General features: G+C 52.5%; 13 protein-coding genes and 5 tRNA genes. 13 read left to right on the top strand and 5 right to left on the bottom strand.

All coding sequences use genetic code 11. The features are described 5' to 3' along the window. Positions 1–131: 131 nt before the first annotated feature. The 5 genes from gutM to srlA are packed head-to-tail and all read right to left on the bottom strand — an operon-like array spanning position 132 to position 3,251. Complete coding sequence (gene gutM / locus I6L54_RS06840; protein WP_005130557.1) at positions 132–491, bottom strand: transcriptional regulator GutM; 360 nt, start codon at positions 489–491, stop codon at positions 132–134. A 55-nt stretch (positions 492–546) separates the two neighbouring features. Beyond that, complete coding sequence (gene srlD, locus I6L54_RS06845) at positions 547–1,326, bottom strand: sorbitol-6-phosphate dehydrogenase (protein WP_005130555.1); 780 nt, start codon at positions 1,324–1,326, stop codon at positions 547–549. A gap of 17 nt (positions 1,327–1,343) precedes the next feature. After that, positions 1,344–1,706: a PTS glucitol/sorbitol transporter subunit IIA gene (srlB, locus tag I6L54_RS06850; RefSeq protein WP_005130554.1), complete on the bottom strand. Its 363-nt coding sequence runs from the start codon at positions 1,704–1,706 to the stop codon at positions 1,344–1,346. 13 nt (positions 1,707–1,719) lie between these two features. Continuing rightward, positions 1,720–2,691 carry a PTS glucitol/sorbitol transporter subunit IIB gene (srlE, locus tag I6L54_RS06855; protein WP_040232249.1) on the bottom strand — a complete coding sequence of 324 codons (972 nt, stop codon included), beginning with the start codon at positions 2,689–2,691 and terminating at the stop codon, positions 1,720–1,722. Beyond that, positions 2,688–3,251 (bottom strand): PTS glucitol/sorbitol transporter subunit IIC, encoded by a 564-nt coding sequence (gene srlA, locus I6L54_RS06860; protein WP_003037339.1) that lies wholly within the window; start codon positions 3,249–3,251, stop codon positions 2,688–2,690. The genes srlE and srlA overlap by 4 nt, the downstream gene beginning before the upstream one ends. 265 nt (positions 3,252–3,516) lie before the next feature. On the opposite strand from srlA, the gene mltB reads away from it, so the two are divergent. From mltB to I6L54_RS06925, 13 genes are all read left to right on the top strand, one after another. After that, positions 3,517–4,596 carry a lytic murein transglycosylase B gene (mltB, locus tag I6L54_RS06865; RefSeq protein ID WP_005130548.1) on the top strand — a complete coding sequence of 360 codons (1,080 nt, stop codon included), beginning with the start codon at positions 3,517–3,519 and terminating at the stop codon, positions 4,594–4,596. A 194-nt stretch (positions 4,597–4,790) separates the two neighbouring features. Further along, the gene (gene pncC, locus I6L54_RS06870; protein WP_005130547.1) at positions 4,791–5,288 is read left to right on the top strand and encodes a nicotinamide-nucleotide amidase; all 498 of its coding nucleotides are present in this window, start codon (positions 4,791–4,793) and stop codon (positions 5,286–5,288) included. Positions 5,289–5,380: 92 nt separating this feature from the next. Continuing rightward, positions 5,381–6,445, top strand: a complete 1,065-nt coding sequence (recA, locus tag I6L54_RS06875; RefSeq protein ID WP_005130545.1) for a recombinase RecA — start codon at positions 5,381–5,383, stop codon at positions 6,443–6,445. Positions 6,446–6,514: 69 nt separating this feature from the next. Next, a complete protein-coding gene (gene recX / locus I6L54_RS06880; protein ID WP_040232251.1) occupies positions 6,515–7,015 on the top strand; it encodes a recombination regulator RecX in 501 nt (166 codons plus the stop codon). A 128-nt stretch (positions 7,016–7,143) separates the two neighbouring features. Beyond that, positions 7,144–9,771 carry an alanine--tRNA ligase gene (gene alaS, locus I6L54_RS06885; protein WP_040232253.1) on the top strand — a complete coding sequence of 876 codons (2,628 nt, stop codon included), beginning with the start codon at positions 7,144–7,146 and terminating at the stop codon, positions 9,769–9,771. 238 nt (positions 9,772–10,009) lie between these two features. Further along, positions 10,010–10,195 carry a carbon storage regulator CsrA gene (gene csrA / locus I6L54_RS06890; protein ID WP_000906486.1) on the top strand — a complete coding sequence of 62 codons (186 nt, stop codon included), beginning with the start codon at positions 10,010–10,012 and terminating at the stop codon, positions 10,193–10,195. A 346-nt stretch (positions 10,196–10,541) separates the two neighbouring features. Continuing rightward, positions 10,542–10,634, top strand: a tRNA-Ser gene (locus tag I6L54_RS06895). Positions 10,635–10,637: 3 nt separating this feature from the next. Then, positions 10,638–10,714, top strand: a tRNA-Arg gene (locus tag I6L54_RS06900). 60 nt (positions 10,715–10,774) lie between these two features. Continuing rightward, positions 10,775–10,851, top strand: a tRNA-Arg gene (locus I6L54_RS06905). A 192-nt stretch (positions 10,852–11,043) separates the two neighbouring features. Next, positions 11,044–11,120 (top strand) — tRNA-Arg (locus tag I6L54_RS06910). Between the two features lie 191 nt (positions 11,121–11,311). Next, positions 11,312–11,388, top strand: a tRNA-Arg gene (locus tag I6L54_RS06915). A 114-nt stretch (positions 11,389–11,502) separates the two neighbouring features. Next, complete coding sequence (gene yqaB, locus I6L54_RS06920; RefSeq protein WP_040232255.1) at positions 11,503–12,069, top strand: fructose-1-phosphate/6-phosphogluconate phosphatase; 567 nt, start codon at positions 11,503–11,505, stop codon at positions 12,067–12,069. Next, on the top strand, positions 12,066–12,494 hold the full coding sequence (locus I6L54_RS06925; RefSeq protein ID WP_072041465.1) for a YqaA family protein: 429 nt from the start codon (positions 12,066–12,068) through the stop codon (positions 12,492–12,494). Before yqaB ends, I6L54_RS06925 begins: the two co-directional genes overlap by 4 nt. Positions 12,495–12,507: the final 13 nt, after the last annotated feature.

Raw genomic sequence — 12,507 nt, forward strand, 5'->3', positions numbered from 1 at the left:
GATTACCCTGACTTATGTATATACCCGTCATACTTCAAGTTGCATGTGCGTTGGCCGTCCTGCAACTCGAATTATTTAGGGTATAGGTTGCAAAATGATAATTTCGCAAGCTATTAGCATTCACAACGAAATTACCCATGTTTCAGTTTAAGCGCCAATGATAGTGCATTCTGCGAAAGCGGATCATGGGGAAAGATCACATCAGGCTGTAATTCATCAAGATGTTTGCCCATTATTGTGGCAATTTTGCCCGGTCTGGCGAATACCGTAAGACCTTTCATAAATAACGTATCGGTAATCCGCTGCTGCTCATCTAACGCAATGGCGATCACCACGCGGGGTTTAAAACGTCCGCCGGAGCGCCCCACGCCAACCCGACCCCGTTGGCAGAGCTTATCGAAAGCCCGATTAAAGCGGGATATTTGCCAGCCACCGAGCGCCAGTTGCAGACACCAGGCGATAGCGGCGACGGTAATCAGTGCTGAAACCATAATGTACTCCTTTGATTTTGCCGGATAAGCACAGCCGCCATCCGGCAATTCAACATTAAAACATCACCTGACCGCCGGTCACGTTGATGGACTGCCCGGTGCAGTAAGAGGCTTTTGGACTGGCGTAAAACAGCAGCATGTTCAGCACGTCCTGATAATCGCAGCCGCGTTTGAGTGGCACTTTATCAATGTAGTACTGCTCCACTTCGTCTGGCTTGAGGCCAAGCTTGGTTGCATATTGCGGTAATAACGACTGGAACATCGGTGATTTCAGTAGATTGCCGAGCATCAGTGAATGCACGGTAATGCCGTATTCCGCCAGATCCAGCGCCAGTGACTGGGTTAAGCCCACGCCGCCAAATTTTGCCGCGCTATAGCCTGAGTTGTGTTTACTGCCCACTTTCCCTGATTTGGAGTTGATCTGGATAATGCGTCCCTGAACGCCATCGCGAATCATCAGGCGTGAGAACTCACGTGCGCAGAGGAAGTAGCCAACCAGATTCACCTGCAGCGAGCGGTCGAAATCCCCAAGCTGAAAGTCGCTGATAAACGCGGCTTTAGCGATACCCGCGCTGTAAACCAGCAGATCGACGCGGCCAAATATTTCATCCACTCCGCGCGACAGAGCCAGCACGCTCTGCTCGCTGGTGGCATCGGCGCCAAAACCGTAGGCGGTGCCATCGCCAAATTCGGCGTTAATTTCCTGCGCCACGTTGGCGGCTTTATCGCTTTGAATATCCACCACCGCGACGCGGTATCCTTCTGTCGCAAGCCCACGGCAAAGGAATGCGCCAAGGGTCTGGCCTCCACCAATGACAACGGCAACCTGATTCATCTTTATCTCCTTCAATCTTAAGCAACAAACTTCAAAATACAGCCCGGCACGATACCGTCCGGTACGGGGCCTGCAACGTGTACGGTGCCGGGGAATTCCGCTTCACTCAGTCCGTCAAAACGCAGGGTGATATGTCCCAGTTCACGTAAGTTTTGTTCCGCCACGCTGCCAACGGCCGTGACCGGATAGTGATGCTGGCCTAGTTCGAACTGGATCCCAGCTTGCAACGAACCGTTCAGCTCGCCGTGGCAATGAATGAAGCAAAACTCCTCGATATCCGCGGGCGCGCCTTCACGAAAGGTAATCAACATCTGGTCGCTGAGTGCATCCGGGGCGCTCTGGCCGATGCGGGTGATGGTGGTCTGATAAATCACGGTCATTTTTGGGTGCCTCTTATTGGTAAATAAAGCCGGAAACAAACCAGGCGATGAGAACGGTAGGCGCGCCGGTCAGAAAACGACTCACCAGAACCGATGGCACGCCGACGCGAACCGTGTCCTGGCGCGCTTCGGCCAGCGACAGCCCGACAGGAATAAAGTCGCATGCAGCCTGGGCGTTAATGGCGAACAGGGCCGGTAGCGCCAGATGTGGCGGGATATTTCCCAGACCAATTTGCACGCCGATCAGTACCCCGATAACCTGGGCGATGACCGCACCGGGGCCGAGGAAAGGCGACAGCAGCGGGAAAGAACAAATCAGGGCCAGCGTCACCAGTCCCAGAGGATGGCTGGCCAGTGGCGCGAGTCCATGGGCGATCCAGTCTCCCAGACCAGAAGCCATAATGATGCCAATCAGCGCCGAGACGAATGCCATAAACGGCAGAATGGTTTTCAGCACCGTATCAATCGTGTCGCGTCCGGACTGGAACAGTACCGCAACGGCGGAACCCATACCCATCCCAACTTTTGCCAGCAGGCCATCGCTCTGTTCAGTGATTTTTTTGCTGGTGTCGTAATCGCGACCGATAGTGCTGCTTGTCGGCGTTGGTGTAGCGGACGCTTCACCGACAACGGTAATGTTTTCTTCTTTTACGCCAGAGACATAGATATCTTCGATAATGTATTGAGCCAGCGGGCCGGATTTACCCGTAGCGTGAATATTCACCGTCGGGATACGACGTTTTGGATAGATCCCGCAGCGCAGCGTGCCGCCGCAGTCGATGATCGCCACGCCAATTTCATTCTCCGGCGGTTCACCTTCTTTGAAGCCATCAACGGCCTGCCAACCGGTCAGATTCGCCAGTTTGTCGACAATCGCCGGGCGCGTTCCGGCAGTGATATAGACAATTTTCTTGCCCGGAACGGCATCCAGTTCAAGCGGGCCGCCCCAGCCGCCGGTACCTTTTTCAATACGAATATGCGTCATGATGTTGCCCCCGCCAGATGGACTTTCTGCTCAAGTTGGATGCCCATTTTTTTCTCAAAGATGGTGGTAGTGAAATCGGTTACCCAGCCGCGGAAGAAGTTGGTTACCAGACCGACCAGCAAATAGCTCACCGCGAGCGGGCCGAGCGGCAGGCCCAGCGTAGTCAGTCCGCTGGCGATCCCCAGATAAACAAACAGTTCGCCGGGGTTAATGTGTGGGAACAAGCCGTTCATTGAATGGCAACTGTAAGAGGCGGCGGCGTAGTAGCTGGGCTTGTATTTTTCCGGCATAAAGCGGCCCAGGCTCAGCGTCATAGGGTTACAAAAAACGAATGTGCCGATGCACGGCAGTAGCAGGTAGCGGGACAGCGGGTTTCCGGCGCAGCGCTGGGCAAAACGTTCAATACGCTGCTGACCGATAAAGTTAATCAGCGCATTCATGATGACCAGCAAACTGATCAGCAGGGGGAGAATACCGGTCACCATGCCGGTAAAGACCTCTCCGCCTTTCTGGAACAACCCGATAAACCACTCAGCACCGAGTGTGATGGTGTCGATCATTATTCTCTCCTGTAGGGGTTTTTAGTTATCTTGCCAAACGGTAATTAATTTTAATCAGATCGAAAGATTTAAAAGTGTTATTTTGATCTCAAAATGAAAGATAAATATTTTAATTTGAAAGATAATGCGTGAAGGCTCGCAATTGTGCCGGGCGGAAGTGCAAGAGGGGGGAAATTCTGTGAAGGAGAGCGACAACTGCTTCCTTGTGTGACGGAGGATGCTTTACCATACTTCCCCCAGGCTGAATTTGTTTAATGGATGTCTCATGTTCAAGCGTCGTTATGTAGCGTTACTTCCCCTTTTCGTATTGCTCGCTGCCTGTAGCAGCAAACCTAAACCTTCAGAGACTCAAACGACTACGGGTACGCCATCCGGCGGATTCCTGCTTGAGCCGCAGCACAATGTCATGCAAACGGGCGGCGATTTTGCCAATAATCCGAACGCGCAGCAGTTCATTGAGAAAATGGTGAACAAGCATGGTTTTGACCGCCAGCAGTTGCAGGAAATCCTGTCGCAGGCCAAGCGCCTGGACTCAGTATTGCGTCTGATGGATCGCCAGGCACCCACAACGCAGCCGCCAGCCGGACCTAACGGCGCATGGCTGCGCTATCGCAAACAGTTCATCACGCCGGATAACGTGCAAAATGGCGTGGCGTTCTGGAACCAATATGAAGATGCCCTGAACCGCGCGTGGCAGGTATACGGAGTACCACCAGAAATTATCGTCGGCATTATCGGCGTTGAAACGCGCTGGGGCCGCGTGATGGGCAAAACGCGGATTCTGGATGCGCTGGCGACGCTGTCGTTTAACTATCCTCGTCGGGCGGAATACTTCTCTGGCGAACTGGAAACCTTCCTGCTGATGGCGCGGGATGAAAGCGACGATCCGCTCGATTTGAAAGGTTCTTTCGCGGGGGCAATGGGCTACGGCCAGTTTATGCCGTCTTCCTATAAACAATATGCCGTTGATTTCAATGGCGATGGTCACATTAACCTGTGGGATCCGGTTGATGCCATCGGTAGCGTGGCGAACTATTTCAAAGGGCACGGCTGGGTGAAAGGCGATACCGTGGCAGTACCTGCAAATGGACAGGCACCGGGTCTTGCGAATGGCTTTAAAACCCAATACAGCATTTCTCAGCTTGCCGCTGCTGGCCTGACACCGCAGCAGTCGTTGGGGAATCATCAGCAGGCCAGCCTGCTGCGTCTGGATGTTGGCACCGGCTACCAGTACTGGTATGGACTGCCGAACTTCTACACCATCACCCGTTACAACCACAGCACGCATTACGCAATGGCCGTGTGGCAATTGGGCCAGGCGGTGGCGCTGGCGCGTGTGCAGTAATCGCGCGTTACCGGCCTACAGGAAGATTTTACTTGCAGGCCGGATAAGATGCTCTGGCATCGCTATCCGGCAGGTCTTATTTCTGCAACGGAGCAATTTTTGGAATCCCCCTCGTAAAACGTTCTCCTCATCCCCACATTGGTTATGAAAGTGCTATCTTGTCCGGCATATTTTTTTAACTGACAGAGGCTGAAATGACCGACAGTGAACTGATGCAGTTAAGCGAGCAGGTTGGCCTGGCGCTGAAAACGCGCGGTGCAACCGTGACGACGGCGGAATCCTGCACCGGCGGCTGGGTGGCTAAAGTTATTACGGATATTGCCGGAAGCTCCGCCTGGTTTGAACGCGGGTTTGTCACTTACAGCAACCAAGCCAAAGCGCAGATGATTGGCGTGCGCGAAGAAACGCTGGCTCAGCATGGGGCGGTGAGTGAACCGGTGGTCGTTGAAATGGCGATTGGCGCGCTAAAAGCCGCCCGTGCAGACTTCGCCGTCTCGATTAGCGGTATCGCAGGACCCGATGGCGGTAGCGAAGAAAAGCCTGTGGGGACGGTATGGTTTGCCTTTGCCAGCGCAAGCGGCGAGGGGATTACCCGCCGGGAATGCTTTAGCGGCGACCGTGAGTCGGTACGCCGTCAGGCGACTGCGTATGCGTTACACACCCTGTGGCAACAATTTCTACAAAATACTTGATACTGTATGAGCATACAGTATAATTGCCTCAACAGAACTTTATCTATCACGTTTCGCGGTTTAACCCGAAAGCGGCATGACAGGAGTAATTAATGGCTATCGACGAAAACAAACAGAAAGCGTTGGCGGCAGCGCTGGGCCAGATCGAAAAGCAATTCGGTAAAGGCTCCATCATGCGCCTCGGTGAAGACCGTTCCATGGACGTGGAAACCATCTCCACCGGTTCGCTTTCTCTGGATATCGCATTGGGCGCGGGCGGTTTGCCAATGGGCCGTATCGTCGAAATCTACGGGCCAGAATCCTCCGGTAAAACAACGCTGACATTACAGGTTATTGCCGCCGCACAGCGCGAAGGTAAAACCTGTGCGTTCATCGATGCAGAACACGCGCTGGATCCTGTCTATGCGCGTAAGCTTGGCGTTGATATTGATAACCTGCTGTGTTCTCAGCCGGATACGGGTGAACAAGCTCTGGAAATCTGTGACGCGCTGGCGCGTTCTGGCGCAGTCGACGTTATCGTTGTTGACTCCGTTGCTGCACTGACGCCGAAGGCTGAAATCGAAGGTGAGATCGGTGACTCTCATATGGGTCTTGCGGCACGTATGATGAGCCAGGCAATGCGTAAGCTGGCCGGTAACCTGAAGCAGTCCAACACGCTGCTGATTTTCATCAACCAGATTCGTATGAAGATTGGCGTTATGTTCGGTAACCCGGAAACCACTACCGGTGGTAATGCCCTGAAATTTTACGCCTCCGTCCGTCTGGATATCCGTCGTATTGGCGCGGTGAAAGAGGGCGATAACGTGGTCGGTAGCGAAACCCGCGTTAAGGTCGTGAAAAACAAAATTGCAGCACCGTTTAAACAGGCTGAATTCCAGATTCTTTACGGCGAAGGTATCAACTTCTACGGCGAACTGGTTGACCTGGGCGTGAAAGAGAAGCTGATTGAAAAAGCCGGTGCATGGTACAGCTATAACGGTGAGAAAATCGGTCAGGGTAAAGCGAACGCAACCAATTGGCTGAAAGAAAACCCGGCTGCCGCAAAAGAAATTGAGAAAAAATTACGCGAGTTACTGCTCAATAACCAGGATTCAACGCCCGATTTCTCCGTTGATGACAGTGGTGAAGACGTAGCAGAAACCAACGAAGATTTCTGATAGTCTGACGCAATCGCATACAAAAGGGCTGCATATCATGCAGCCCTTTTCCATTTCTGAAGGCTCAATATGACAGATTCAACTTCCCGCCGCTCTGCTTACTCCCGATTACTTGACCGCGCCGTGCGAATACTTGCGATGCGCGATCACAGCGAGCAGGAACTGCGGCGCAAGCTGGCCGCTCCGGTGATGGGAAAAAATGGACCGGAAGACATTGATGCTACGCCGGAGGATTATGACAAGGTCATCGCCTGGTGTATTGAAAGCCGTTATCTTGATGATGACCGATTTGTTCAGCAGTTTATCGCCAGCCGTAGCCGTAAGGGCTACGGACCTGCCCGCGTGCGCCAGGAACTAAATCAGAAAGGGATCGCGCGTGAGGCCATTGAGCGTGCTATGTGCGAATGTGAAATTGACTGGGCGCTGCTTGCGCGTGAGCAGGCCGTCCGGAAATACGGAGAACCTTTACCTGTGGATTTTTCAGATAAGATAAAGGTCCAGCGTTTTTTGCTCTATCGCGGCTATCTGATGGAAGATATTCAGGCAATATGGCGAAATTTTGACGATTGAGCGCATACGGGATTTTACTTCCCAGTAAAGAAAACTTATCTTATTCCCACTTTTCGATTGCCAGAGGCGCAGTTTGCATGCCGATGCTGGTAATGACATTTCGTTAGCTTGATTTCTTCAGGATAATTATGAGCAAGAGCACCGCTGAGATCCGTCAGGCGTTTCTCGATTTTTTCCATAGTAAAGGACATCAGGTAGTTGCCAGCAGCTCCCTGGTACCGAACAATGACCCTACTTTGTTGTTTACCAACGCCGGGATGAACCAGTTCAAGGATGTTTTCCTTGGCCTCGACAAGCGTAATTATTCCCGCGCAACCACCTCGCAGCGTTGCGTGCGGGCGGGCGGTAAGCACAACGACCTGGAAAACGTCGGTTACACTGCACGTCACCATACCTTTTTCGAAATGCTGGGCAACTTCAGCTTCGGCGATTACTTCAAACACGACGCCATTCAATACGCATGGGAACTGTTGACCGGTGAAAACTGGTTTGCCCTGCCAAAAGAACGTCTGTGGGTCACCGTCTATGAAACTGACGATGAAGCCTATGAAATCTGGGAAAAAGAAGTCGGTATTCCGCGCGAACGTATCATCCGCATTGGTGATAACAAAGGCGCAGCTTATGCTTCCGACAACTTCTGGCAGATGGGTGATACCGGTCCTTGCGGTCCGTGCACCGAAATTTTCTATGACCACGGCGACCACATTTGGGGTGGGCCTCCGGGAAGCGCAGAAGAAGATGGCGATCGCTACATTGAGATTTGGAACATCGTCTTCATGCAGTTCAACCGTCAGGCTGACGGCACCATGGAACCGCTGCCGAAACCGTCCGTGGATACCGGTATGGGTCTGGAGCGTATTGCGGCCGTGCTGCAACACGTTAACTCCAACTATGAAATTGACCTGTTCCGTTCACTGATTGAGTCCGTGGCGAAAGTCACCGGCGCGACCGATCTGAGCAACAAGTCACTGCGCGTTATCGCCGACCATATCCGTTCCTGTGCGTTCCTGATTGCCGATGGCGTTGTTCCGTCGAATGAAAACCGTGGCTATGTGCTGCGTCGTATCATTCGTCGCGCGGTACGTCATGGCAACATGCTGGGTGCGAAAGATACCTTCTTCTACAAGTTGGTTGGTCCACTGGTAGACGTGATGGGGTCTGCGGGCGAAGAGCTGAAGCGTCAACAGGCTATGGTTGAGCAGGTTCTGAAAACCGAAGAAGAGCAGTTTGCGCGTACGCTGGAGCGTGGTCTGGCGCTGCTGGATGAAGAACTGGCGAAACTGTCCGGCGATACGCTGGACGGCGAAACCGCATTCCGTCTGTATGACACCTACGGTTTCCCGGTTGATCTGACGGCAGACGTTTGCCGCGAGCGTAACATTAAGGTTGATGAAGCTGGCTTTGAAGCTGCAATGGAAGAACAGCGCCGTCGTGCGCGTGAAGCCAGCGGCTTTGGTGCAGACTACAATGCGATGATTCGCGTTGATGGTGCTTCTGAATTTAAAGGCTACGAGTACCTGGAACTGAACGGCAAAGTCACCGCGCTGTTTGTTGATGGTAAAGCGGTAGATGCCATTAACGCCGGTCAGGACGCTGTCGTTGTTCTGGACCAGACGCCATTCTATGCAGAGTCCGGTGGTCAGGTTGGCGATAAAGGCGAACTGAAAGGTGCTGGTTTTGCATTTGCCGTGAATGACACGCAAAAATATGGTCAGGCGATTGGTCACATCGGCAAACTGTCTGCGGGTTCTCTGAAAGTGGGCGATGCGGTGCAGGCTGATGTGGATGAAGCGCGTCGTGCGCGGATCCGTCTCAATCACTCCGCAACGCACCTGATGCATGCGGCGCTGCGCGAGGTTCTGGGCACGCACGTGGCGCAGAAAGGCTCACTGGTTAACGATAAAGTGCTGCGCTTCGACTTCTCGCATACCGAAGCGATGAAGCCTGCCGAAATCCGTGCCGTTGAAGATCTGGTGAATGCGCAAATTCGTCGCAACCTGCCGATTGAAACGAACATCATGGATCTCGAGGCGGCGAAAGCCAAAGGTGCAATGGCGCTGTTTGGTGAGAAATACGATGACCACGTGCGTGTTCTGAGTATGGGTGATTTCTCTACCGAACTGTGTGGTGGTACTCACGCCAGCCGTACGGGCGATATCGGTCTGTTCCGTATTATCTCCGAGTCTGGCACCGCTGCGGGCGTTCGTCGTATCGAAGCCGTGACCGGTGAAGGCGCGCTGAATACCGTGCATGCTGAGAGCGATCGCTTAAGCGATATTGCGCAGCTGCTGAAAGGTGATAGCCAGACTATCGGTGACAAAGTTCGTTCCGTACTGGAACGTACGCGTCAGCTCGAAAAAGAATTGCAGCAATTGAAGGAACAGGCCGCAGCGCAGGAAAGTGCGAACCTTTCCAGCAAAGCAGTTGATATCAACGGCGTGAAGCTGTTGGTCAGCGAGCTTGCGGACGTTGAACCGAAAATGCTGCGTACCATGGTTGATGATCTGAAAAATCAGCTGGGTTCTACTGTTGTCGTACTGGCAACAGTTGCTGAAGGTAAGGTTTCTCTGATTGCGGGCGTGTCTAAGGATGTGACAGACCGCGTGAAAGCAGGGGAACTGATTGGGATGGTCGCTCAGCAGGTAGGCGGCAAGGGTGGTGGTCGTCCGGACATGGCGCAAGCCGGTGGTACGGATGCTGCTGCTCTGCCGGCAGCGTTAGCCAGTGTGAAAGGCTGGGTTAGCGCAAAACTGTAAAAATTATAAGCGTAAGTCGACGCTGCGGACTTCAATCCGCAGCGTTTGCATCAACGCTATCGACAACGATAAAGTCAGGTTGAAGTTGTGTATATCGGCTAAACTTAGGTTTAACAGAATGTGATGCCGTGACTGCTTACACTTAGGTGTTTGTCATCGCTTACTTTTTGGCGTTATATGATGGATAATGCCGGGATACAGAGAGACCCGACTCTTTTAATCTTTCAAGGAGCAAAGAATGCTGATTCTGACTCGTCGAGTTGGTGAGACCCTCATGATAGGCGATGAGGTCACCGTGACAGTTTTAGGGGTGAAGGGCAACCAGGTGCGCATTGGCGTCAACGCCCCGAAAGAAGTTTCTGTCCATCGTGAAGAGATCTACCAGCGTATCCAGGCTGAAAAATCCCAGCAGTCCAGTTACTAAGGTTTCCGCGTCTCACCTGTCTGGTGAGGCGCAACCTGATTGAGTTACTCTTTTTCTTCTCTTTTCTTCTCTTTTCTTCTTCGTCTTCCCCATTTTTTCGATTCCACTGCGCGTAATGCCTTTTCCTGCGAAGTTTCCGTTTGTTCACTCCTTCAGGAAATCGCCAATTTATCTGTTGATAAAACACTCTTTTTGCCGTTTTTGCAGACTAATTGCGCGTGAAATGTGCAAACGATAAAAGCTCTGGAAAAATTGTTTGACTTATAAGTCCCAGAAAGTAATATGTGCGCCACGCAGCGACGATGAGCAGAAACAAGTTCTTCGAAGCACTCGCAAGAGGCGTGTTGGTGAGGTGGCCGAGAGGCTGAAGGCGCTCCCCTGCTAAGGGAGTATGCGGTCAAAAGCTGCATCCGGGGTTCGAATCCCCGCCTCACCGCCATTTGCATCCGTAGCTCAGCTGGATAGAGTACTCGGCTACGAACCGAGCGGTCGGAGGTTCGAATCCTCCCGGATGCACCATATTACTTGATAGCGCTTTAGCAGCGACGTCAAATCTGCAGTAAAGTAAGTTTCCCTGATGCATCCGTAGCTCAGCTGGATAGAGTACTCGGCTACGAACCGAGCGGTCGGAGGTTCGAATCCTCCCGGATGCACCATCTTCTCCGAGATAACAGCGAAACTGTTATTTCATGGTCTGCGAGATAATCGCGAGCACCAGGGAGGATAACGTTGCTTCAGCAACGGCCCGCAGGGCGAGGCGCAGCCGAGTAATCCTCCCGGATGCACCATCTCTTACTTGATATCGCTTCTCACGATATCAATATCGGCAGTAAAGCAAGTTTTCCGATGCATCCGTAGCTCAGCTGGATAGAGTACTCGGCTACGAACCGAGCGGTCGGAGGTTCGAATCCTCCCGGATGCACCATCTTCTCCGAGATAACAGCGAAACTGTTATTTCATGGTCTGCGAGATAATCGCGAGCACCAGGGAGGATAACGTTGCTTCAGCAACGGCCCGCAGGGCGAGGCGCAGCCGAGTAATCCTCCCGGATGCACCATCTCTTACTTGGTATCGCTTATTACGATATCAATATCGGCAGTAAGCAAGTTTTCCGATGCATCCGTAGCTCAGCTGGATAGAGTACTCGGCTACGAACCGAGCGGTCGGAGGTTCGAATCCTCCCGGATGCACCATCTTCTCCTGAATTATTTCCTTGTCTTCCCTGAACAATCCTCAATTCGCTGTCAGCGACAAAATCAATCAATTACGATAAAATAACGTCTGGTTAATCGGCTTGTGAGAAGACGATGTACGAACGTTATGCAGGTTTAATTTTTGATATGGATGGTACCATCCTGGATACCGAACCTACGCACCGTAAAGCGTGGCATGAGGTATTAGGACGCTATGGGCTACGTTTTGATGAGCAGGCTATGGTTGCTCTCAACGGCTCCCCAACGTGGCGTATTGCCCAATCGGTGATTGAACTGAACCATGCCGATCTTGACCCTCATGCACTGGCGCGTGAAAAAACCGATAAGGTTAAAAGCATGTTGCTGGATAGCGTCCAGCCTTTACCGTTGGTCGATGTTGTGAAGGCCTGGTATGGTCGCCGTCCTATGTCAGTAGGCACAGGGAGCGAAAGTGCCATTGCAGAAGCTCTGCTTACTCACCTTGGGCTGCGTCGTTATTTTGATGCCGTGGTGGCGGCCGATCACGTACAACGCCATAAACCGGCTCCTGATACCTTCTTGTTATGTGCTGAGCGTATGGGCGTCGTTCCGGCTCGCTGCGTTGTGTTTGAAGATGCCGATTTTGGGCTACAGGCAGCGCGTGCCGCGGGAATGGATGCCGTGGATGTCCGGTTATTGTGAGTGATGGACTGTCGCTCCTCTCGTTGTTTGCCAGCAGCTTTCTCAGCGCCACGCTATTACCTGGAAATTCTGAAGTTGTTTTAGTTGCCTTACTGGTTTCTGGAGCGAGTCATCCCTGGGTCTTAGTTTTAACAGCAACAATGGGTAATAGCCTTGGAGGGTTAACTAACGTTATCCTTGGGCGTTTCTTTCCGTTGCGTAAAACATCGCGCTGGCAAGAGAAAGCTACTGGCTGGCTGAGGCGCTATGGCGCTGTCACACTATTATTAAGCTGGATGCCGGTTGTGGGTGATTTACTGTGCTTGTTAGCGGGATGGATGCGCATCTCGTGGGGGCCAGTTCTCTTTTTCTTATGCCTTGGCAAAACGCTGCGCTATGTTGTGGTCGCGGCGGTTACGACGCAAGGCATTATGTGGTGGCACTAATAGTGTTGTGGAA

It is taken from the genome of Citrobacter pasteurii (assembly GCF_019047765.1).
In the GTDB taxonomy this organism is placed as follows: domain Bacteria; phylum Pseudomonadota; class Gammaproteobacteria; order Enterobacterales; family Enterobacteriaceae; genus Citrobacter; species Citrobacter pasteurii.